The 22,004-nt window shown below is 71.4% G+C and carries 15 protein-coding genes; 13 read left to right on the top strand and 2 right to left on the bottom strand.

What is annotated here, in order from left to right:
- Positions 1-38: 38 nt before the first annotated feature.
- Complete coding sequence (gene prmA / locus G4D86_RS06815) at positions 39-905, bottom strand: 50S ribosomal protein L11 methyltransferase (protein ID WP_163990703.1); 867 nt, start codon at positions 903-905, stop codon at positions 39-41.
- A 166-nt stretch (positions 906-1,071) separates the two neighbouring features.
- Between prmA and G4D86_RS52610 the strand changes: the two genes are divergently transcribed.
- From G4D86_RS52610 to G4D86_RS06845, 7 genes are all read left to right on the top strand, one after another.
- Complete coding sequence (locus tag G4D86_RS52610) at positions 1,072-1,314, top strand: hypothetical protein (RefSeq protein ID WP_240360079.1); 243 nt, start codon at positions 1,072-1,074, stop codon at positions 1,312-1,314.
- On the top strand, positions 1,311-2,219 hold the full coding sequence (locus tag G4D86_RS06820; protein WP_240360080.1) for a hypothetical protein: 909 nt from the start codon (positions 1,311-1,313) through the stop codon (positions 2,217-2,219). The genes G4D86_RS52610 and G4D86_RS06820 overlap by 4 nt, the downstream gene beginning before the upstream one ends.
- 310 nt (positions 2,220-2,529) lie before the next feature.
- Entirely contained in the window at positions 2,530-3,297 is a 768-nt protein-coding gene (locus G4D86_RS06825) for a pilus assembly FimT family protein (RefSeq protein ID WP_163990705.1), read from the top strand.
- Positions 3,298-3,302: 5 nt separating this feature from the next.
- Positions 3,303-3,896 carry a type IV pilus modification PilV family protein gene (locus G4D86_RS06830; RefSeq protein WP_163990707.1) on the top strand — a complete coding sequence of 198 codons (594 nt, stop codon included), beginning with the start codon at positions 3,303-3,305 and terminating at the stop codon, positions 3,894-3,896.
- Positions 3,896-5,014, top strand: coding sequence for a PilW family protein (locus G4D86_RS06835; RefSeq protein ID WP_240360088.1), 1,119 nt, complete (start codon positions 3,896-3,898; stop codon positions 5,012-5,014). The genes G4D86_RS06830 and G4D86_RS06835 overlap by 1 nt, the downstream gene beginning before the upstream one ends.
- A 3-nt stretch (positions 5,015-5,017) precedes the next feature.
- The gene (locus tag G4D86_RS06840) at positions 5,018-5,533 is read left to right on the top strand and encodes a hypothetical protein (protein WP_163990711.1); all 516 of its coding nucleotides are present in this window, start codon (positions 5,018-5,020) and stop codon (positions 5,531-5,533) included.
- 32 nt (positions 5,534-5,565) lie between these two features.
- Complete coding sequence (locus tag G4D86_RS06845; protein WP_163990713.1) at positions 5,566-10,464, top strand: pilus assembly protein; 4,899 nt, start codon at positions 5,566-5,568, stop codon at positions 10,462-10,464.
- Here G4D86_RS06845 and G4D86_RS06850 read toward each other — a convergent pair whose 3' ends face one another.
- Positions 10,465-13,068: a M16 family metallopeptidase gene (locus tag G4D86_RS06850; RefSeq protein WP_163990715.1), complete on the bottom strand. Its 2,604-nt coding sequence runs from the start codon at positions 13,066-13,068 to the stop codon at positions 10,465-10,467.
- Between the two features lie 200 nt (positions 13,069-13,268).
- Between G4D86_RS06850 and G4D86_RS06855 the strand changes: the two genes are divergently transcribed.
- The 6 genes from G4D86_RS06855 to G4D86_RS06880 all read left to right on the top strand — a co-directional run bounded on the left by G4D86_RS06855 (position 13,269) and on the right by G4D86_RS06880 (position 21,984).
- On the top strand, positions 13,269-15,782 hold the full coding sequence (locus G4D86_RS06855; RefSeq protein WP_163990717.1) for a plectin 1 isoform 8: 2,514 nt from the start codon (positions 13,269-13,271) through the stop codon (positions 15,780-15,782).
- A gap of 13 nt (positions 15,783-15,795) precedes the next feature.
- The gene (hemW, locus tag G4D86_RS06860; RefSeq protein ID WP_163990719.1) at positions 15,796-17,001 is read left to right on the top strand and encodes a radical SAM family heme chaperone HemW; all 1,206 of its coding nucleotides are present in this window, start codon (positions 15,796-15,798) and stop codon (positions 16,999-17,001) included.
- 34 nt (positions 17,002-17,035) lie between these two features.
- Positions 17,036-17,851, top strand: coding sequence for a hypothetical protein (locus G4D86_RS06865; protein ID WP_163990721.1), 816 nt, complete (start codon positions 17,036-17,038; stop codon positions 17,849-17,851).
- Between the two features lie 24 nt (positions 17,852-17,875).
- Entirely contained in the window at positions 17,876-19,426 is a 1,551-nt protein-coding gene (locus G4D86_RS06870) for a DUF4388 domain-containing protein (RefSeq protein ID WP_163990723.1), read from the top strand.
- Positions 19,427-19,642: 216 nt separating this feature from the next.
- Complete coding sequence (locus G4D86_RS06875) at positions 19,643-20,455, top strand: TadE/TadG family type IV pilus assembly protein (protein ID WP_163990725.1); 813 nt, start codon at positions 19,643-19,645, stop codon at positions 20,453-20,455.
- A 2-nt stretch (positions 20,456-20,457) separates the two neighbouring features.
- Positions 20,458-21,984, top strand: coding sequence for a TadE/TadG family type IV pilus assembly protein (locus G4D86_RS06880; protein WP_420821842.1), 1,527 nt, complete (start codon positions 20,458-20,460; stop codon positions 21,982-21,984).
- The last annotated feature ends 20 nt before the right edge of the window (positions 21,985-22,004 follow it).

A 22,004-nucleotide genomic window follows, 5' to 3' on the forward strand; every position in this document is an offset into this window, starting at 1 on the left:
GGGCACCGTCCTTTGGGGAACGGTGCCCCGGGCCTTCTTCACCGCTGCAAGTCGATGCGCACCCACTCGCCCTGCTGGGCACCCGCCAGTACGGTGAAGCCCAGATTGCGGTAGGCCGCCTCCACGTCGGCGCGCTGGTGTGCCAGCACGCCCGCGAGAATCGCCCGGTCCTTCACCTTGGGCGCAATCAGCGGCGCCAGCTCAATCAGCGTGTTCGCCAGGATGTTGGCCAGCACCAGGTCGAAGGTGCCCTCCACCGACGTCAGTTCCTTCCCCGACACGTCGATGTCCGGCGTCCCGTTGTCCGTCAGGTTCTCCCGCGCCAGCTCCACCGATGTCGGGTCGTTGTCCGTGCCCACCACGCGGCCCGCGCCCAGCTTCTTCGCGGCGATGGCCAGCACGCCCGTACCCGTGCCCACGTCCAGCACGCTCGCGCCGGGGTGGTCCTTCATGTACGCGTCCACCGCCGCCAGGCACAGCGCCGTCGTCGGGTGGTCTCCCGTGCCAAACGCCATCTTCGGCTCAATCACCAGTCGCACCGCGTCCTTGGGCGCGTTCGCCACGTCCCACGGCGGCCCCACCCACAGCCGGCCCACGTGCACCGACTTGATGAGCGACTTCCACTGGTTGCTCCAGTCCTGCTGCGGCTGCTCCTCCAGTCCCATGCGGGCGGCGGGAAAGGTCTCCTCCATCTCGGCTTGCGCGGCCTCGGCCGTGTCGCGGTCCTCGAAGTAGCCGATGACGATGGCCTCGCCCGGCTTCGGGGCGCGGACTCCCGGCATCGGGGGCGTCTCGCGATCCCTCACTTCGAGGCCCAGCGCACCCGACTCATGGAGGAGATCCTGTGCGGCCTCCGACGCTTCCTCGGGCAACTCCACTGTGAGTGACAAATAGGTCTGGGACATGCGGGCCGTTTAATCCCCCTGTGCCTAGCGTGGAAGCCCCGTGAGAACCGTTCACGTTTTGTGGCCCCTGCTCTGCCTGACTGCCTGCTCTGGCCCTGCCGCGCCGGACGCGGCTGTCTGTCAGGATGTCGTCAACCGGCTGTGCCAGACAGCCACATGTCCCGGCGTGGGCTCGCAGCTCGCCACGGGTCTGAACTGCCAGCTCTCCCTGGAGGATCGCACCGGGTGCGGGGCGGAGGACTTCACCTTCACCACGCCCTCGCGCGAGCGCTTCCTGGACTGCCGCGAGCTGCTGCTGAGCAACGGCACCACCACTGAGACGCCCACGTCGTGTGACGACGCCCTGCGCTTCCTCAACCAGTGCCAGGACGTGGCGGGCTTCTTCCGGGAAGAGGGAGGTCAGCCATGAAGCGGCTCGGCGCAGCGGTGCTCGTCCTCGCGGTGGGGTGCGCGCCCCTGGACATGGAGCGGCGCACCGAGCGCGGCCCCGTGGTGCGCACGTACACCCAGCAGAAGGTGCTGGGAGAGCGGCTGGCCTACGCGCGAGTCGACGCGCAGTGGCCCCGCCTCACCCTGCACTTCACCGTGGCGGACGTCTGCCGCACGGAGTACCACGAGGAGTACGCGGACAACGTCATCACCACGCACTCCTCGCGGGGCGCGGCGGCGACGGTGAGCACCGGTGGCATCCTCACCGCCGTGGGCGGAGGCCTGGTGCTGGGGCGCTCGCTCTTCTCGGACGAGCCGCACACGAGCGCCATCGACCCTGAAGGCCACTACGGCGCGTCCAACCGCAAGCTGGCCACCGCGTGGGGCGCGGGGCTCCTCATCCTCGGTGTGCCCGCGCTGGTGTCGGGCCTCGTGATGCTCTCCCGGAGCGGCGAGGTCCACGAGACGCGCAAGGGGGATGAGATGGTGGCCCTGCGCGAGCTGCCCTGCCAGCACACGCCCGTGGACGGCATGGTGGAGCTGGCCGGTGGCCATGGTCCGCCACCCGCGCCCCGCCTCACGTCCAACGGGACGCTGGTGCTCACCGCGGAGGAGGTGCGCGAGGAGTCCTTCACCGGACTGCTGCTGGACGGCGAGCCCGTCACCCTCCAGGAGGACGGTGAAGACACGCTGGAGACGTTCCGCACCTGCGCCATCCTGCTGGCACAGCCGGTGACGCCGGATGCGCTGGCCCGCGAGGCGCAGGAACACCCGCACCGGCTGCGCATGAAGCGCGGCCTCGTGCGCATGTGCGCCGCGCTTCCCGGCGCTCCGACGGGCGCGCTGCTGGACGCGCTCGACATGGCCCTCGGCGCTGCTGACTAGGCGCCTGCCTCCGAGCCAACACCCGCGCAGACGCCGACCGGACACCCGCTCCACCCGCATCCCGGAGCACCGTTCGCTAATCCACGCACCTGCCCTCCGGTACGGCGTGGAACCCGAAAGGCATGTCCACCGTTTATTCCGGGCGTGGTGGGCGGCGGCGGCGAGCGGATGTGCACGCAGGGACGTGCGCGGGTCCGCACAAAGTCTCACAGCTCGGGGGGCTGGGGCGGGGGCGTCGGCGCGACGTACTCGATGCAGGTTCCTGTCTCCCGCAGCGGGTCCACGGCGGTGCAGCCGTTGCGGAGTGCCGATGCGAAGTCGCCCAGGGGGTTTCACGCTCATCGAGATGGTGGTGGTCCTCGCTATTCTCGCCGTCCTCGTCACCTTGTCCGTCATGGCGCTGGGAGTGCTGCCCGCGCGGGCGCGGATGTCCGGCGGTGTGCTGGAGTTGAATGCCGCGCTGTCCGCGGCGCGCGCGCACAGCCTGGGCCGTGGAGTGCGCACGGCGGTGCTCATCGACACGGCGGAAGGCGCCCCCGGGACGGAGGCGCGCATCCGCTTCTGGACGCTGGTGGACCCGTGGTTCCTGCTGGATGAGTCCATGGCGGAGCACCCGCGCTGGCGCACGCCGGAGGAGCTGGTGCCGCCGCTGCCCGCGCCCTCGGGCGCCGCGTTCCGCGTGCTGGACGCGGGCCATTTCGGCGACGCCGTGCGCCTGGCGCCCAAGGGCTTCCGCTCGCTGGCCAGTCCTCCCATCCAGGCGAGCTGCGGCGACGCGGGCGCGCCCACGGTGGAGCTGGCCTCGGGCAGCGCGGATGGCTCCTGGGCCTTCCCGCCTCCGTTCTGCCAGGTGCCCGACAACGCGCCCTGCACCTTCTGCTCGCCGTCCGGGGGCACGGTGCGCGGCGCCGTCCTCTTCGAGCCGGACGGGCGCGTGGCGCTCCTCGATGCGGAGGGGCGGGAGGACGCGCGCGGCGCGGGCTCCATCGTCTTCGGTGGGCGTGGCGAGGGCGCCGACGTGCGCGCCCTCGTGCTGCTGGGCACCGGTCTCATCCGCTCCTTCGACGGCCACCCGTGACTGCCATGACTCGCAAGCCCTCACGCCGGAGCGCCGGCTTCACGCTCATCGAGGCGATGATTGCCTCCATCGTCTTCATGCTGGGGATGACGGGCCTGCTCGGCGCCATCATCCAGGCGCGCACCTCCACCGCCGCCGCCCGCCGCCATGTGTACGCGGTGGCCGTGGCCACGGACCTGGTGGCACAGGTGCAGCTCTGGGGGTACGACGACGCGCGGCTGGTGCCCTCGGGCTCGCCGTGCGCGGAGGACCCCACCGACGCGGCCGGCCTGCTGTTGGACGTGGCCGCTCCCGGACATGACGCCTACGTCGCCTGCCTCCATGGCGAGGCACAGCTGCGCTCCGGGCCGTGGCACGGGTTGCCGGAGTCGGACTTCCCCGTGGGCGCCGGGCAGTGGGACCGCTACCGGCGCTACTTCGTCGTCACCGAGGTGGACGTGGACGGCCGGCCAGTGTCGGCGGCGCAGGCGCACTCCGGTGCGCGCAAGGTGGTGTGGGTGCTGGTGACGTGGAACGACGGCCGCTCCGTCCGCCGCGTCACCAGCCAGGTCATCAAGTTCAGCCCGTTGTCGCTCACGGGAATCGGCGGGGGGCCGTGATGCGCGCTCGGCGGGGCTTCACGTTGATTGAGATGTTGATGGGCACCACGGTGGCCATGTTCACCGTGCTCGCGGTGGCCGCGGCCTTCATCGCCTTCACCCGGGGCGTCTACACGCAGGAGGGCATCCGCGGCGGACAGGCCGGCATGCGCCAGGCGCTGCATGACCTGACGCGGCAGCTGCGCATGGCGGGCTACGGCCTGGAGCCCGCGTATGCCTTTGGCCTGCCGGATGGCTGGGCGGGCTCGGGGCCCAACGCGTCGGACCGGCTGGTGGTGCGCTCGCGCGACTTGATGTTCAGCGCCTCCGTCGCGCAGCCGGGAGGCGCCTCCGCCGGGAGCATCAGCGTGGCGTCGCTGCCCGTGTCGCTGCGGCGGGGACAGGTGCTCCAGGTCGTCTGTCCCGGGGCCATGCGCTGGGGCTATGGCCGGCTGTCCGCGGACGTGCCCGCGTCGAATGGCCCCGCCGTGCTGCCGCTGGACCCGGCGACGGGGACCTTCCCCGACCTGGGCGCCGTGTTCGACGAGCCCTGCTTCGACGGCGCGGCGGGGCTGCCCGCCCGTGTCTTCAAGGTGGACGTGCACGACTACTCGGTGCGGCTGGTGGACGACGACGGGCTTCCGGGTACGCCGCCGCGGCCCTACCTCTTCCGCGCGCACGGGCTGGGCGCGCGGCCGGACGCGGTGGGCGAGCCGGTGGCCGAGGGCATCGAGGCCCTGCGCGTCACCTTCCTGCGGGAGAACGGCGACGCCTTCGTGCCCCGGTGGGACGTGGCCCACCCGCCACCGGATTACGAGACGCCTTCGGGCTCGCCGCTGCGCCGCAATGACAACCCGGCCAACGTGCGCGCCGTGCGCCTGCGCCTGGTGGCACGCGCCTCGCTCGCGGACTCCATGCTGCGCGAGGCGGGAATGGAGGCCAGCCTCCCCGCCATGACGGGAGAGACGGCGCTGCCCGCGCCAGCCGGCTACCGGCGCTTCCTCTATGAGACGACGCTCGTGCCCCGCAACCTCCGCTCCACGGAGATGCCGCTGCCGGCCTACTCCCAGGACACCACCACGCCCGGCGCATGCACGGGCCGCATGCCCGCCGACGGGCTCCTCTGTGCTGGAGGCTGAACCATGAAGCCCACGTCGACTCCCCGCGGTTCGGTGCTGTTGCTGGTGGTGGTGCTGCTCGCCGTGGTGACGGTGCTGGCCATGGCCGCCATCGGCTTCTCCGGCGCGGAGCGCGGCGCGGCCAGCAGCTTCCGCTCCAGCGAGGAATTGGTGGCCTGCGCCGATGCCGGCCGCCAGTACCTCCTGTCGCGCTTCCGGCTCATTGGAAGCTCGCCCACGCAGCTCACACCCACGGACCAGCGCCTGGACCTGGCGGGCCTTCCCGGGTGCGACGGCGGCGTGTCCGGTGACGACGCGCGCTGCATCCGCAGCGGGCACGTGGGCGAAGCGCCCACCGTCAGCGGCGTGCGGCTGGTGCCGCAGGTGACGCACGGCCGCCGCTCCAGCGCGAGAGACCTCACCAACGTCGTCGCCCCCGCCTCCGGCCTCGGCGGGCAGACCTACCAGGTCGTCGTCCACTGCCTGGACGCCCGCGGCGCGGAGAGCGAGGTCGAGTTCACCCTCCGCTTCGGCCTGTAGCTCCCATTCCTTCCCCACACAGGAGCGCCCCCATGCGCCTGTCCTCCATGTTCCGTCGTCATCTCCCGCGCCGTCGCGCCGCCCTCGTGGGCGCCGGGGCCGCCGTCCTCCTCACCGCCGGGCTCGCCGTCTCCGGCGCCATGACACCGCCGCCGCTCGCCGCGTGCTGCACGGGCCCCGTGGCCATGGGGGACGCGATGCTCCAGGCCCCCTCCGGCGCGGACAAGGACTTCTTCGAGGCGCGGACGCGTCCGCCCGCGGCCATCTTCCTGCTCGGCAACAACGCCTCCATGCAGGACTTCCCCTCGCCGCTGCCGGAGCCCGCGGCCAACCCCGCCGTCACCGGCTGCGATGACCCGGAGTTGCGCGCGGGCATGGCGTGGTTCGACCTCCAGTCCTCCGACGCGCGCCTCAACGGCTCGAGCGTGTTCGACCCGGACGCGACGCTGGGCGGCGGACACGCCTTCTTCGACCCGGACCAGTACTACCTCTCCTACGGCACGCGGCTGCCGCTGCAGAAGCAGGGCAACGGCGACAACGCGGGTGACTCGACGACGCAGTACACCGTCCTGCGCGACTTCAAGGGCACCCGGGGCCTCGCCCAGCCCGAGGGCGCCTGCGGACTCTGGCCCGGCGACGCCGCGAAGCGCGCGGCCTGCGCGGCGTGCCTGCGCACCGTGGGCTGGTACCGCGGCGACAAGGACGGCGGAAGCCGCCGCCGCTGGGTGCTCAGTGGCCGCGTGCTCAACGTGCGGCCGCCCAAGTTCGTCATCGCGCGCAAGGTGCTGAAGGACGTCGTCAACACCGTGCCCGATTTGCGCATGGGCGTGGCGACGTTCAGCCACAGCGATGACCTCTTCGACCCCGCGTGGCTCCTGCGGCCCGTGCGCCCGACGTGCGACAAGTCGTGGCCCCTCTTCTCCGAGGATGACCTGCAGCGCTCCAAGCTGGTGGAGGCCGTCAACGCCGTGGAGTTCATCAACAGTGAGCGCTCCCTCGGCGAGTCCCTCTACAGCCTCGGGGCGTACTTCTCGTCACAGAGGCAGGACAACATCTGGGCGAACTGGTTCACCAACCCGCTGGGCGCCACCGAGGGCTACCCCGGTGAGCCCAATGGCACGCGCGGCGACAGGGACGGAGCCGGCAAGACGTGGGCGCGCAAGGAGTTCGACTTCACCCACCTGGGCGGCGATTACGAGGACCCGCTGCCGCTGGAGGGCCCGGGCGACCAGAAGTCCGTGTGCGCCGCGTGCCAGGCCAACGCCGTCGTCATCATCTCCGACGGCCGCCCGGACAACGACAACACCGTGCCCGTCTCCAAGATGCTGTCGCTGCTGGTGGGCGCGGGCGCGAAGCACCCGGACGGCACGCCGCTGACCTTCAATCCCACCGACAAGGCGGACCCGGGCGGGGTGAACTACTGCGACCTGTACGGCGTTACGAAGGAGGACTGCGACTACTTCATCGACACCGATGGCGACGGGCTGGACGACGACGACAGCGGACCGAAGGGCGGCGACGCGCGCAACCGCAACTTCATGGACGACGTCGCCTTCTTCCTCGCCAACACGGACCTGCGCGGGGACCTGGACGGCACGCAGTCGGTGCGCACGTACACGATTGGGTACGGTGACAACAGCCCCATGCTCCGCAGCATGGCGCGCGCGGGCGGGGGCCACTTCTACCGCGCGGACGCGCCGGCCCAGCTCCGCGACGCGCTGATGACGGCCATTGGCGACCTGCGCGAGACGGCCACCTCGTTCTCCTCCGCCAGCGTCGCCAGCGTGCAGGCCGGCAGCGCGCAGACCTCCGCGTACGTGCCGCGCTTCATCCCCCGCAAGGGCCAGCCCTACGAGGGCCACCTCTACCGGTTCTACTTCTACGGCGAGTTCGCCCAGGGCTGCGACGCGGCCCGCGCCCGCACGCAGCAGGGAGACCCGCTGGACCTCAATGGCGACGGCGACTGTGACGACTCCTTCTACCTGGACCGCCCGGCGGGCTTCACGCCCGGGCGCGGAAACGTGCCGCAGCCCACCGCCTTCACGCGCAACAACATCGTCGAGGAGAACGTCTCCGGCGAATGGGTGAAGGCAAACACGGCCCGCCGCAACGCCGCGGGGCGGCTGGAGGGCGGAGACCCGGCGGTGCCCTTCTGGAATCTGGGCGAGACGCTGGGCCGCCGCAGCGCCTCCGCGCCGTGCGAGCAGCTCGGCAGCCCGGGCACGCCCATCCGCGATACGAGCGGCCGCTGCCTCTTCACCCTGAAGGACCGCGACGGCAACGGGCGCTATGACCAGGAGGACAACCCGCCCGTGCCCTTCGACATGCAGCACGCGGACGAATTGCGCCCGCTGCTGCTGGCCGGCGGTGACACCTTCTGCGCGGACGTCTTCACCCGGCTGGACAAGGTGTGGACGGGCGCCGACGCGGAGCAGCTCGAGTGCGCCCGCGCCGTCGTCGCCTTCGTCCGGGGGCAGGACGTCTTCGACGCGGACGGCGACAGGGACCGGAACGAGGACCGGCCGTGCGTCGGGGACAGCAGCCGCTCCTGCAAGCTGGGGGACATCTTCCACTCGTCGCCCATCCTGGTGGAGCCGCCCGCGGAGCCCTTCCTGTGTGACCTGGGCCTCGCCCCGCAGTGCCTGCGCACGCTCTACGCGGACTACGTGCAGGAAGGCACGCCGCCCACGGCCGAGCCGGTGTGCGCCGGCGGCAACTCCGCGAAGCCGTGCTACCGGGCCACGCCCATGCAGCCGCCGCTGAGCCTGGCCGAGGGCAACTACGGCGCCTATGGCCAGTACCTCCAGAGCCAGGGCCGCAGGGACCGCTTCCTCCTGGTGGGCTCCAACGACGGCATGCTGCACGCGGTGCACGCGGGGCGGGCCATCGACTCGCGGCAGCGCGGCAGCGCGCTGGACGACCTCTATGACCTGGGCACAGGCCAGGAGTTGTGGGCCTTCATCCCTCCGGACCTGCTGCCCAAGCTGGGGCTGCTCGTGCGGGGCCATGAGTACCTGGTGGACGGCACGGCCATGGTGCGCGACATCTGGGTGGACGGGCTCGACGACAACCGCGTGGACGCCTCCGAGGGGAAGAACCGGGGCGACGGCGTGAAGCAGCCGGGGGAGTTCCGCACCCTGGCCGTCATCACCGAGCGGGAAGGGGGCCAGCGCTACAGCGCGCTGGACGTGACGGACCCGTACGGAATGCTGGGCAACATGGCGGGCGCGGCCGGCCCGTTCCGTTGGATGTTCCCCCAGGCGTGTGACCCTGAGTCGGCCCGCATGGGACAGGCGTGGATGAACTTCGCGCCCAAGCCGCCGCCCATCGGTCCGGTGCGCCTGCAGAGTCCTCGCGAGGCTCGCGGCTGGGAGGAGCGCTGGGCCGTCTTCCTCAATGGTGGCTACAGCGCGGACCTCACCCGGGGGCGCGGCCTGTACGTGCTGGACGCGTGGACGGGGCAGAAGCTGTGGACGTTCGGCTCGGACGCGTTGATGCCGGTGGCCGCCGCGCCCGCGCTGGTGGACGTGGGCAAGGCGCTGGACATCAAGGCGGACCAGGACGGCTTCTTCGACACCGTGGTGGTGGGCGACCTGGGCGGGCAGGTGTGGACCTTCCGCCTCTTCGAGCCGGGCGACGACACCTCCGGCACCGTGACGAACTGGCACGGTGCGCGGACGTTCGAGATTGCCAAGGGCCTGCCCGCCCACCAGAAGACGCCGTTCTTCAACATCGCGTCCAACACGCTCCAGCCAGAGACGGGCTGGCTGCGGACGTACGTGGGCACCGGAGACCGGCAGCACCTGCGCGACACCGAGGGTGACGCGTGCGGCCCCGACAACCTCCTGGCCTGCGTGCGGATGAAGTGCGACGTCTCGCTCTCCCTGGCCGGCGCGGTGGGCGGCGTGTCGCGCACCCACGTGCTCGAGTACTCCGGTGGCGTGCTCACGCGGAACCAGGACGTGACGTCGGGCGCACCGGTGAATGTCTGCGCGCCTGGGAAGCTGGAGCTGACGCGGCTGTCCATCGACTGCGATGGCGGCGCGCTGGGCTCGGGGAGCTACAAGTTCCCGCCCAACAACAGCGTGCCGTCGGGCTCGCGCAGCGAGTGCACGCTGCAAGGGAGCCAGTGGCAATGCGAGACGCAGCGGCTCGCCTCGGGCGGCAAGGGCAAGCTCCAGCTGAGCAACGGGGACCGGAACCAGGTGCCGCGCAACACCTACGTGGGCTTCTACAACTACGGCGGCGCTCGCACCTTCTCGGACCAGGCGTCCGCACAGGTGCTGGACGGTCAGCGCTGGACGGACACGGATGACGCGTGCCCCACCGGCCAGGGCTGCGGTCTGCGCGACGTCACCGTGCCACCGGATGTCCTGCGCGCGCGCCGGCTCCCGAGCGGCGACATGCAGAGCTACATCACCCCGGAGGCGCTGGCCGCGCTACCGCGCGCGTCCACCACGGGCGCCGGCTGGTTCGTGCGCTACGGCGGGCTGGACGAGAAGACGGCCGCGGGCTCCAGCATCCTCGGCGGCATCGTCTCCTGGCCGTCCTTCATGCCGCCGCTGACCGTGCCCGGAGACTGCCGGGTGGCGGGGGCGGGGGACGTGGGCCGCTCGTGGCAGATGGACATCATCACCGGCTGGCCGGACCAGGCGGAGGGCTTCAAGCTCTTCGACGATGACGGGAAACTGGTGGGCTACATGCCCTTCAAGTCGCGCGAGGTGCTGTCACCGCCGTCCGAGCCGGCCAGCGTGATTACCCTCTCGCGCACGGGCGCCATCCGCTACACCACGCTGGACATGGGCGTCGGCAAGTCGCCCACGCAGGACACGCTGCGGCAGAACGACAACCCCGCCCAGGACATCTCCTGGGTGGAGGTGCCGCGCAGCGTCCACGTCTGCCGCCACGTGGACGCGCGCGCCTGCAAATAGTTACGGGCCGACGATGGTGAGCGCGCCGCGGTTGAAGTCGATGACCCGGCGCGCCACCTCCTGGACCTCCTTCGACGTCACCGCGGCCACGTGGTCCGCGTAGTGGAGGAAGTTGTCCAGGCCCAGGCCGTAGCAGGTGTCCATGGCCAGAAGCCCCGCGCGAGCACCGTTGCGCTGCAGGCCAATCTCGTGCGTGCCGATGAGGTGCTGCTTCGCGCGAGCCAGCTCCTCCTCGGGAATGGGCTCGTCGCGCACGCGCTGCAACTCCGCGCGGATGCCGGCCAGCGCCGCGTCCACCTTCTCCGGGCTGGTGCCCATGTAGACGGCGAAGTAGCCCGGGTCCACGCCCTCGATGGCGAACGAGCTGACGCTGTAGGCCATGGAGCGCTTGTCGCGCAGCTCCACGAAGAGCCGCCCGCCCTGGCCGGACAGCACCGTGGACAGCACCTCCAGCGCGTGCCGCCACGGCTCGCCCACGCGAGCACCCGGGAAGCCGAGCACGAGGTGCGACTGGGCACGCGCCAGGACCTTCTTCTCCTCGCGCGGTGCCTCGGGAGGCGGCTCGACGGCGACCTTCGGCGGCGGGGCGGCCTTGCCTCGCGAGGCGCCGAAGTACTCGCGTGCGAGGGCGAGCACCTCGTCCACCTTCACGTCGCCCACCACGCTGAGCGTGAGCTGGGACGGGTCCATGTGCGCCGCGTGCCAGGCTTGCAGCTTCTCCGGCGTCAGCGTCTCCACCGAGGCCTGCTCGCCCAGCGACGGCAGGCGGTACGGGTGCGAGCGGTATAGCGTCTTGCCGAAGAGGTCGAAGGCCACGCTGGACGGCTTGTCCTCGCGGGTGAGGATGTCCTGGAGCAGCAGCGTGCGCTCGCGCGCGACTTCGACTTCGGGGAAGGACGGATTGAGGAGGCAGTCCGCGAACAGGCGGAAGGCCGGCTCGAAATGGCGCGAGAGGAACTCGCCGCGCAGGCTCACCGAGTTGCGCCCGCCCTGGCCGCCCAGGCTGCCGGCATACGCGTCGATGAGGTGGGAGATGTCCTCCGCGTCATGCGACGGCGTGCCGCGCGTGAGGCAGCGGGTGAGCAGGGTGGTGATGCCGTTGTCGGCCGGCGTCTCGTAGCGCAGGCCACCGGCGAAGGCGGCGCGCATGGCGAACAGCGGCACCGCGGGCTCCACGCGCACCACCAGCGTCGCGCCCGAGGGCAGCTTCTCCACGATGATGTCGCTGGGGCCGGAGGCCGACGCCTTGGCGATGCGCATGGGCGGCTCGCCCGCGGGTACCTTGCGCGCCTTGCGCTCGGGAGGGGCGGCGGTCGGCTCGCGGTCCACCTTGTCCAGCAGCGCGTGCACCTGTGCCTCGGTGAAGTCCGTGCCCGGGGGCAACAGGCCGGTGACGACGGCGCGGTCGAAGCGCAGGTAGCGCTTCGCCGCCGAGCGCAGGTGCTCGGGCGTCAGGCCGCGCACGGCCTCGTAGTAGCGCGCCTCCGCCTCCAGGCTGCCCATGCCGGACTGGTAGAAGCCCATCTTCCGGGCCACGCCCTGCACCGTCTCGCGCTGGTACACGGCCTCGGCCTCCACCAGCGCCTTGGCCGTGGCCAATTCCTCCGCGGTCACCGGCGTCACGCGCAGCGTGGCCAGCACGCGCGCCGTCTCTTCAATCGCCCGGGCGGCATGCGTCGGCTGCGTCGTCAGCGACGCGGAGAAGAGGCCCGGGTCCCTCGGGGTGTAGGCGAAGGCATGGACGTCGTTGGCCACGTTGTGGCGGCGCTTCACCTCGCGCACCAGCCGGGACGCGTCGCCCTGGCCGGCAATCATCGCCAGCACGTCCAGCGCGGGCGTGTCCGGGTGGTCCGCCTGGGGGATACCGAAGGACAGGTGCAACCACGCTTCCTTCACGTCGTCCGGGCGCAGCAGCACGCGGCGGCCGGTGGGAAGCGGCTCGTCCGTGCGCTTCACCCCGCCTGCGTACGGGCGGCCCCAGTCCCCTCCGAAGATGTCCTCCACCCACTCGCGCAGCTCCGACTCGCGCAGGTCTCCGGAGACGGAGAGCACCAGGTTCTTGGGCGTGTAGTGCCGGTGGTAGAACTCCAGCACCTTCTCCCGCGTGAAGCTGCGCACGCTCTGCTCGGTGCCGATGACGGGCAGCTTGTAGGGGTGCACCTGGTAGGCGGTGGAGAACAAGTCACGGGAGGCGCGCCGGGAGGGCGTGTCCTGGCTGCGCTTGATTTCCTCGCACACCACCTCGATTTCGCGGGCCAGCTCCTCGGCGTCGAAGGAGGAGCGGCGCACGGCGTCGCCGAGGATGTCCAGGCCCGTGCGGGCGAACTGGCTGGCGATGACGATGTGGTAGACGGTCTGGTCGTAGGAGGTCCAGGCGTTGATTTCGCCGCCGTGGGACTCGACGTCCCGGGCGATTTCACCGGGGCCGCGGCGCTCGGTGCCCTTGAAGAGCATGTGCTCGTGCAGGTGCGCCAGCCCGGCCTGGTCCGGCCGCTCGTCGGCGCTCCCTGCCTTGACCCAGACCTGGAAGGCCGCGACCTTGGCGGCGTGCTGCTCCTCGAAGACAACGGTGAGCCCGTTGGGTAGCGCGTAGCGGATGGCCATAAGGAACGTCCGAAGCTGTCACCGGCCCCGGGGGTCGGCAAGACAAGGTGAGATGTTTCCCCCACTGGCTAACGTCCGGCCCCCCCGGCGTCGAGGGGACTGTATGGCTGCCGTCCGGCCGGAAGGTCGGACCGCTCTCGCCCCCTCGCCCTACGCGTCCCTGGTGATGCGCGCCTGTGGGCGCTAACCTGCGCGGGCCCATGCCGTCACCACCGGAAGAGGTGGATCCGTTCGCGGACCTGCGCGACAGCCTGGGCCTGGAAGACACCAGCGCCGGAGCGGCCCCCCCCGCACCCGTCGCCGTTGCCCCCAGGCCCCTGCCCAAGCCCCCGCCCTCGGCCCCACCGCCCGCCGCTCCGCCGCCGCTGCCGCCCCGCCGTCCGGCCGCCCCCCTGGCCGCCGCGCCTGCTGGCACGGGTGCGCCCGCTTCCCCGGTGGCGGCGCCGAAGCCGGCCACGTCGGCCACATCGGCCGCGGCCACGGGTGTGGCTCCGGCGGCACGCGCCGTGCGGGTGCCGGGCAATGACCCCTTCGGCGAGCCGCCCGAAATCCGGATGCCCATGGGGGGCTCTCCGGACGACAAGCTGGAGTACTTCCGGGCCGTCGTCCGTCAGAAGACGGAGACGCTGGCCCGCGCCCGCACCCTGTACGCGGAGCGCGACGGTGAGCTGAGCGGGGTGAAGCAGTCGCTGACGCTGGCCCGCAAGGAGGCCGCGGAGGCCAAGGCGCAGCTGGCGACGGTGAAGGACGCGCCCGCGAAGCTGACCCAGGTGTCCGAGGCCCTGGCGGGCGCGGAGGCGCGGGCGGCCGAGGCCGAGGCGAAGGTGTCCGCCCTGGAGGCGGAGCTGGCCGAGGGGGAGGCGGAGCGCAAGGACCTGTCCCGGGCGCTGGCCGAGGTGGAGTCGGAAGTCCCGCGCCTCACCGCGGACCTGCAGGAGGAGCGCGGCTCGCGCGGGGCGGTGGCCGAGGAGCTGGTGGGCGCCAAGGAGGCGCTGTCGCTGGCGCAGGACCGCGTGGCGGAGCTGGCCGCGCAGAAGTCGGAAGCACAGGGCGCGCTGGAGGCGGTGCAGGAGCAGTACCAGCAGGTCGTCGCCGACGTGGAGCGGCTGGGTGCCGAGCTGGAGGTCGCCACCGCGGAGAAGGAGTCGCTGGCGCTGCGCACCGGGCAGCTCGAGGCGGCGCTGGCGGAGGCGCAGTCCGGGCTGAGCGCGCTGGAGTCCGAGAGCGAGTGGTCCAAGAGCTCGCTGGAGGAGGCGCAGGACCGGGCCCGCACGCTGGAGTCCGAGCGGGACGAGGCGCGCAAGCAGCTGGCGGTGGTGGAGGACGGGCTGCGCGGCCTGCAGGGGCAGGTGACGGAGCTGGAGCGCGCGCTGGCGTTGAAGGACGCGGAAATCGTCGGCCTGCGGGCGGCGCTCACCGCGCGCACGGCGGAGGCCGCGGAGCTGCCCGCGCTGCGCCAGGCGCTGGAGGGGCGCACCGCCGAGTTGTCGAAGCTGAACGCGCGGCTGGAGGCCGAGGTCTCCAAGGCGGCGGAGCGGACGCAGGCCCTCGAAGAAGGGCTGTCCCAGGCCAGTGAGCGCGCGCAGGTGGCGGAGGGCGAGGCCGCCGCGCTGAAGGAAGCGCTGGAGGTGGCCGAAGTCGAGCAGGTGTCGCTGCGAGACCGGATGGAGTCGGACGCGGCGGCGCTGGGCGAGGCCGTGCACCAGGCCGAGGCCAAGGTGGCCGAGCTGTCCGGCGCCGTGGAGGCCGCGCAGGCCGAGCGCGAGGACCTGAAGAAGCAGCTCGCGGCGACGGAGATGAAGGTCGCCACCAAGGACGCCGAGCGCGTGGGCCTCGCCGCCCGCGTGTCCATGCTGGAGACGGCGTCCGGGCAGCGCGAGGCGGAGCTGGCCCGGGTGCAGGGGGCGCTGACGCAGGCGCAGACCTCGCTGACGCAGGCCCAGGGCGCGGCGGCGCAGGCCCAGGAAGAAGTGTCGCTGGAGCGGGTGCGGCGCGAGGCGGCGGAGGCCGAGCGCGCGGACGCGGAGGTGAAGGCGGCCGAGGCCGAGGCGCGCGTGGACGCGCTGACGGTGGGGCAGGGCGGCGCCGAGGCGAAGCTGGCCGAGCTCCAGGAGGAGCTGGAGGCCGCGCGCGCGGAGGCCGACAAGTCGGAGCGCCTGCAGCAGCAGGTGAAGATGCTGGAGGGCGCGCTCCAGGCGGCCAAGGCCCAGACGGCGGCCGCCAGCAAGACGGACGCGGCCCGCGCGGCGGCGGAAGAGAAGCTGGCGCAGGCGGGACAGGCCCGCGCGGAAGCCGAGGCCAAGGCGACGCAGGCCGGCGCGGCGCGAGCGGAGGTCGAGGCGAAGCTGGCGCAGGCGGGCGAGGCGCGAGCGGAGGCCGAGGCGAAGCTGGCGCAGGCCGGCAAGGCCCGCACGGAGGCCGAGGCGAAGGCGACGCAGGCCGGCACGGCGCGCGCGGCGGCGGAGGCGAAGCTGGCGCAGGCGGAGGCCTCCCTGAAGGCCGAGCAGGAGGCCCGCAAGGCGCTCGAGGTGAAGCTCACGGGGGCGGCGGCCTCGGCGGCCCCGGCGGATTGGGAGTCCGAGCGCGAGGCGCTCAAGGTGGACGTCGCCAACCTGAAGCGGAAGCTGATGGCAGCCGAGACAGCGCTCGAGAACGCGGCTGGCTACAAGGCGAAGATTGCCCGGCTGGAGGCGCAATTGAAGGGCAAGAAGTAGAGGTTTCCCCTTCATGCCCTTCGACGCGCCAGTGGACCCACTCACGGGAATGCGGGCAGCCCGCTTCGGGCTGTACCTGCACTTCCCCTATTGCCTGGCGAAGTGCCCGTACTGCGACTTCGCGGTGGCGGTGGCGCGGCAGGTGCCCGAGGAGCGCTACGCGCGCGCGGTGCTCACGGAGTTGGACTCGCGGGTGGCCGCGCTGCCCGCGCTGAAGGACAAGCCGCTGGAGTCCATCTTTCTCGGCGGCGGCACGCCCTCGCTGTGGCACCCGCGCTACGTGGCGCAGGTGCTGGAGGGCATCTCCGCGCGGCTGTCGGTGTCGCCCAACGTGGAGGTGTCGCTGGAGGCCAACCCGGAGCGCGCGGACGCGGAGCGCTTCGCGGGCTACCGCGCGGCGGGCGTGAATCGTCTGTCATTGGGCGTGCAGTCCTTCCAGCCGGAGACGCTGAAGGCGCTGGGGCGCGCGCACGACGCGGCCATGGTGGAGGGGGCGGTGGACGCGGCGCGCCGGGCGGGCTTCCCGGTGGTGGCCATGGACTTCATCTACGGCGTGCACGGCCAGTCGGTGGCGCAGGTGGAGGCGGATGCGCGGCGCGCGGTGGCGCTGGCGCCAGAGCACCTGTCCACGTACGCGCTGACGGTGGAGCGCGAGGTGCTGGCCGAGGACACGCCGCTGTCGAAGCGGCTGAAGCGCGGCGAGCTGGAGTTGCCCCCGGACGACGACGTGGTGGCCATGGCCCGCGTGGTGCGCGAGGTGTACGGGGCGGCCGGGCTGCACCGCTACGAGGTCTCCAACCACGCGCGGCCCGGCTACAGCTCGCGGCACAACGCGCTCTACTGGACGGGCGGCGAGTACCTCGCCCTGGGCGTGGGCGCGTCCGGCATGCTGCTGGAGCCCACGGCGCACCGGTACACGAATCTGCGCAGCGCGGAGAAGTACCTCGTGGAGGCGGAGGCCGGCCGGCTGCCGGAGGAGGGCCGCGAGGCGCTCGGGCCCGAGGAGCTGTTCGCGGAGCGGCTGGCCATGGGCCTGCGGCTGGTGTCCGGGGTGGACTGGGAAGCGGTGTGCGAGCGGTACGGCCAGCCGGTGGAGCCCCGGCGCGTGGAGGTGGCGCGCCTGGTGGAGCACGGCTTCGCGACGCTGCGGGATGGGCGGCTGGCCTTGACGGAGAAGGGCGCGGACGTGCACAGCGCCGTGTGCGCGCGGCTGCTCTAGCGGAGCGTCCGCCAGATGGATTCAAGAGGGGCGAATGAGCAAGTGGATGTTGTGGATGATGCTGTCGATGCTGACGGGCAGCCCGCTGTTGTCGCTGGGGCTGATGGTGGTCATCGTCTTCGCGGCGGACCACTTCACGTGGCAGCTGCTGCCCAGCCCGGTGCGGCTGCTCAAGCGCTTCCAGCGCGCGGGGCACCTGGCCGGCGTCATCCTCACCAACCCGCATGAGCGGCGCGCCCGGCACGAGCTGGCGGACATCCGCGTGGCGCAGAAGCGGTACGCGGAAGCGGTGGACATCCTCCGGCCCAACCTCGAGGCGGGCGACGACGACGTGGACACGCTGTACCTGCTCGGCGTGGCCTACCTGGGCGCGGGGGACGCGCAGCGGGGCGAGCTGCTGCTGGACGAGGCGGAGAAGCTGGACGCGGGCTACCAGCTCGGCGCCATCCACCTGGAGCGCGGCCGCTTCCGGCTGAAGCGCGGGGACGCGAAGGGCGCGGTGGAGGCGCTGGAGCGCTTCAACACTGTTCGGCACGGCTCGGTGGAGGGGCGGTTCCTCCTGTCCCAGGCGCTGGCGAAGGCGGGGCGGGCGGACGACGCGAAGCGGATGCGTGAGCAGTCGTGGAGCGACTACGTGGTGGCGCCGCGCTTCCAGCGCCGCCGGGAGCGCAAGTGGGCATGGCGCGCGCGCCCCAGCCGGCCGCTGATGTACGCGGCGGCGCTGGCGGTGGTGATGGGCACCGCCGGGTGGGTGATGCGGCAGGTGCAGTCGCAGCCGCCCACGTACGGCCATGGGTACTACGATGAGGCGCCCACGGCCTCGGGCCTGGAAGAAGACCTGGGCGAATAGCGCCGCACCGGAGACCCCCACCGCATGTTCCCCACGCCCTCGCAGGTGCTCCGTCAGCGCGACGGCACGCTGGCCGACACGCCCTTCCCGCTGCTGCTGCACTCGCTGATGGTGGAGGAGCGCACCTGCACGCTGGAGCTGAAGGTGCGCCAGCGCGAGAAGCGCATCGTCTTCGAGGACGGCGCGCCGGTGGGGTGCCAGTCCAACCTGCTGCACGAGACGCTGGGCAAGTACCTCGTGGAGAAGGGGCGGCTTGCCGAGGCGGACTACCAGAAGACGCTGGCGGAGAGCGTGTCGTCGGGCCTGCAGATGGGCGCGCTGCTCATCCAGAAGGGGCTCATCAGCCCCTTCGACCTCTACAAGCAGTTGCAGGCCAACCTCGCGCACAAGCTGCTCGACTGCTTCCGGTGGACGGACGCGAAGTACCGCCTCATCGCCGACGTGGAGACGCCGGACGCGAGCGTGCGCATGAACACCGCGCAGCTCATCCTCACCGGCGTGGCCAACGTGATGCCCTTCGACGCGGTGGCCACGCACTTCACCTTCACCGACGAGCGCCGCTTCGGGCAGATGCCCGGCGTGGACGCGGGGCTGAAGCTGTCCTCCAAGGACGCGCGCCTCTTCCAGGCCCTGCGCCAGCGCCCCACCTTCAACGAGCTGCTGGAGCGCACCGGCTTCGACACGGAGACGGTGCTGCGGCGGCTGTACGCGCTGTGCCAGCTGGAGGTGTCGGGCTTCGCGGAGGACGTGGATGAGCGCGCGGCGAAGCTGGCCGCCGCGATGCCGGCGACTCCGGCCCCGGTGCCGGTGCCCGTGGAGACGCCAGCGCCCGTGCCCGTGGCGCAGCAGCCCCAGGGCACGCCCTTCTCCGACGAGGACGAGGTGGCGCGCAACGCGCTGGTGAGCGCCTTCCTCGCGCACCGGAGCAAGGACCCCTTCACGCTGCTGGAGGTGCCGGAGGACGTGCAGCCGGTGCCGCTGCGCAAGGCCTTCTTCGCCTGGGCGGACCGTCACTCGCCGCTGCGCTTCCAGACTCCGGAGCTGCGCGAGAAGGCGGAGGCGCTGCTGGCCGCGTACGCGAAGGCCTTTGGTGCGCTGTCGGACGCGGAGCAGAACCTGCTGTGGCGCAAGCGGCGCGCGGCGCAGCGGGAGAAGGAGCGCGGCAGCAACCGGCCCAGCACGGCGGAGCAGTTCCGCATCCGCACGGACCTGCTGGACGCGAGCACCCAGTTCGACGAGGCGAAGCGCCGGCTGGACGCGCGCAACTTCGCGGGCGCCTTCGAGTACTTCGAGTACGCGTGCGACATCGACCCGAAGCCGCTCTACAAGGCCCACCGCGCCTTCGCGCGCTACCTGATGAAGCCGGAAGCGCACGGCCGGCTCGTGCTCCAGGAACTGCAGGACGTGGTGCGCCAGGAGCCGGGCATGGAGGAGGGCTGGGCGTTTCTCGGTGAGGTGGCGCAGGGCGAGGCGCAGTGGCCGCTCGCTGAAGATGCCTTCCGCAAGGCCTTCAAGCTCAACCCCAAGAACCGCCGCTACGTGGAGCTCATCCAGGAAATCGTGAAGCGCCGGTAATCCCTTTCTCTCTTGGCAGGCGAGCAGGCGGTGCGCGTGCTCCGTTTTCGTAGTGAATGGGAAAACGCCGGGGACTGGCGCCTACAACTTCCGGGGAACCCCTTACCGCATGCGCTGCCCCTGTCTGTTTTGCAGCGCGGCTTCATTGTTGCCGAGGGCCCCCGCGTCCACTTGTCGGAATTGATCCACGTCGGAGACCCCAAGTAGTTTCCGCACATGAGTCGTCCGACGAATCCACTCCGCGCGGGGACGGAGACCCAGTCGGGCCAGGCCGCGGTGGAGTCCGCCATCGTCCTGCCGCTGTTCGTCTTCCTCATCCTGGGCATCCTCCAGCTGGGGTTGATGCACCAGGCACGTCTGATGACGAAGTACGCCGCCTACAAGGCGGTGCGCGCCGGCTCACTGCACAACGCCAACGTCGACGAGATGGAGAAGGCCGCGCTCGCGGTGCTGCTTCCCATGGTGGGCACCCGCACGGGCGGCCAGGACGGCATCGAGGTCATTCGCCCCGTCGGCACCGCGAGCGAGTTCGAGACCAAGTGGAGTGAGCTGTCGACGAACGAGATGCCCGGCGTCGATCTGAAGTACGCGGAGGTCACCATCTGCGGCCCGACGAAGGAGGACATCCCCGCCAGCTCCGCGGAGATGGACTTCGATGACCCGAAGAACACCGCCCCGGACGGGTGGCGCGAGAGCCTGCGCACCAAGCTTCGCGTCCAGGTGACGTTCAACTACCGGATGATCATCCCCTTCGCGGACTGGGTCATCTACCACGCGGCCCGCGGGCGCGAGGTGACGTCCGTGCTGCGCATGGGGAAGATGAAGCAGGCGGAGATCAGCAAGGTGCAGGGGCGCAGGTTCGCCAGCGCTGGCAAGTCGGAGAGCACGTACGACGACGCGGCCGCGCAGGACGTCTACATCATGCCCATCCGCGCCACCTACACCATGCGGATGCAATCCAACTTCTACCTGAACACGAACAGCCTGCCCGAGAAGAACCTATGCAAGTTCCCGTTCTCCTACGACTGAGGATGAGAGCGCGCCGCGGGCAGGCCATGGTGCTCAGCGCCCTGTCCTTCCTGGTGCTCGCGCTGATGGTGACGCTGAGCTTCAACCTCAGCCATGCGCTGCGCCAGAAGATGAGCCTGCAGCAGCACAGCGACGCGCTGGCCTACTCCATGGCGGTGCTGGAGGCGCGCGCGCTCAACTACTACGCGGTGGGCAACCGGGCCATCGCCGGCTCGTACGTGGCCATGAACAGCATCCACGCGTACGTGGCCGCCGCCAGCGTCTCGGGCGAGATGATGCGCGCCGCGCGCAACAACTTCTTCCAGATTGCGGCCCTCGAGGTCATCCGGTGCATGTGTTACACCTGCATCGAGCACTGCATCCACGCCGCCGAGGCGGTGAAGATTGCCGGCGACTTCAGCAAGGAAGGCAGTGACTACGACAAGCTGGTGCGCGGCGGGGAGACGAGCTTCGTCGACGCCATGAAGGGCCTGGACCTGATGGTGGACAACCTCCACATCGCCCAGCGCTCGGTCCACGACAAGACGCTCCAGTCGGTGAAGGACGGCAAGAGCAACGGGCTGGAGCAGCTGACGGAATACAACGCCCCCGGCGCCACCTTCCTGGCGCAGCAGGTGGGCGGCATGAACGCCAACGAGTTCAACTGCGCGGTGGATGGCATGGACTGCCAGGGCAGCGTGGCGAGCACCTCGCCCGAGGCCCGCGCGCGGGCGATGACGGAGGTGGCCAACGCTAGCCGCTCCGGCTGGCCGGCGACGCGTGAGACAGGCGGCATTCCCTCCATCCAGATTCCTGCGTACCTGCACTCGGACTTCATGGACAAGTTCGAGGACATCCCCGACGAGGGCAACTACCAGGTGCTGCGGCACGTGGGCACGGCGAAGACGGTGCAGGACCATGGCGAGGTCAACGGCCCGGGCCAGCAGGGCGGCAACTCGGGCCTCGTGGTGGCGGCGTCGGAGGAGGGGATGATCTTCCACAAGTGGAAGCACGGCATCGGCATGTCGCCCTACAAGGCGGAGGTCTGGAGCGACGAGGGCAACGGCGGCCATGAGCCGAGCGGCGCGCACTCGGGCCAGCACCCGTTCGAGGGCGTCAACGCCAAGGCGCTGACGGCCTGCTCGCAGTCCGGCAACTGCTTCATGAAGTTCCGCGCCAACCCCTCCCCGGCGCGGGACTGGGGCCAGCCGCGCGTGTACAGCTACGTCACCAAGCAGTTCCGGGGCGGAGACCCCAAGAAGACGCCCTGGGAGCTGAACTCCTCCGCCACGCTGGAGTTCCGGCACGGCGCGCAGGGCTCGGGTCGGCTCACGCTGTCCGCGGACGAGGGCGTGGGCCTGTCCAAGGCGCTGGTCTACTACCACCGCTTCGGGGACAACGGCTGGCGCGAGCCGCCCAACCTCTTCGGCCCCTACTGGCGCGCGAAGCTGCACCCCTTCCGCGACGGTGACGAGGCCGGGCGGGTGCTGGAGGCGGCGGGCAACCAGGACGCGGCCGACCTGGCGCGTGTGCCGGGGGTGTCGCTGTGAGGCGCGTACAGGCCCGTGCG

The sequence above is a fragment of the Pyxidicoccus caerfyrddinensis genome, from assembly GCF_010894405.1.
In the GTDB taxonomy this organism is placed as follows: Bacteria; Myxococcota; Myxococcia; order Myxococcales; family Myxococcaceae; genus Myxococcus; species Myxococcus caerfyrddinensis.

Coding starts and splice junctions, on each gene's coding strand:
- prmA (WP_163990703.1), bottom strand. CDS start 905: ATGTCCCAGACCTATTTGTCACTCACAGTGGAGTTGCCCGAGGAAGCG.
- G4D86_RS06820 (WP_240360080.1), top strand. CDS start 1,311: ATGAAGCGGCTCGGCGCAGCGGTGCTCGTCCTCGCGGTGGGGTGCGCG.
- G4D86_RS06825 (WP_163990705.1), top strand. CDS start 2,530: ATGCGAAGTCGCCCAGGGGGTTTCACGCTCATCGAGATGGTGGTGGTC.
- G4D86_RS06830 (WP_163990707.1), top strand. CDS start 3,303: ATGACTCGCAAGCCCTCACGCCGGAGCGCCGGCTTCACGCTCATCGAG.
- G4D86_RS06835 (WP_240360088.1), top strand. CDS start 3,896: ATGCGCGCTCGGCGGGGCTTCACGTTGATTGAGATGTTGATGGGCACC.
- G4D86_RS06840 (WP_163990711.1), top strand. CDS start 5,018: ATGAAGCCCACGTCGACTCCCCGCGGTTCGGTGCTGTTGCTGGTGGTG.
- G4D86_RS06845 (WP_163990713.1), top strand. CDS start 5,566: ATGCGCCTGTCCTCCATGTTCCGTCGTCATCTCCCGCGCCGTCGCGCC.
- G4D86_RS06850 (WP_163990715.1), bottom strand. CDS start 13,068: ATGGCCATCCGCTACGCGCTACCCAACGGGCTCACCGTTGTCTTCGAG.
- G4D86_RS06855 (WP_163990717.1), top strand. CDS start 13,269: ATGCCGTCACCACCGGAAGAGGTGGATCCGTTCGCGGACCTGCGCGAC.
- hemW (WP_163990719.1), top strand. CDS start 15,796: ATGCCCTTCGACGCGCCAGTGGACCCACTCACGGGAATGCGGGCAGCC.
- G4D86_RS06865 (WP_163990721.1), top strand. CDS start 17,036: ATGAGCAAGTGGATGTTGTGGATGATGCTGTCGATGCTGACGGGCAGC.
- G4D86_RS06870 (WP_163990723.1), top strand. CDS start 17,876: ATGTTCCCCACGCCCTCGCAGGTGCTCCGTCAGCGCGACGGCACGCTG.
- G4D86_RS06875 (WP_163990725.1), top strand. CDS start 19,643: ATGAGTCGTCCGACGAATCCACTCCGCGCGGGGACGGAGACCCAGTCG.
- G4D86_RS06880 (WP_420821842.1), top strand. CDS start 20,458: ATGAGAGCGCGCCGCGGGCAGGCCATGGTGCTCAGCGCCCTGTCCTTC.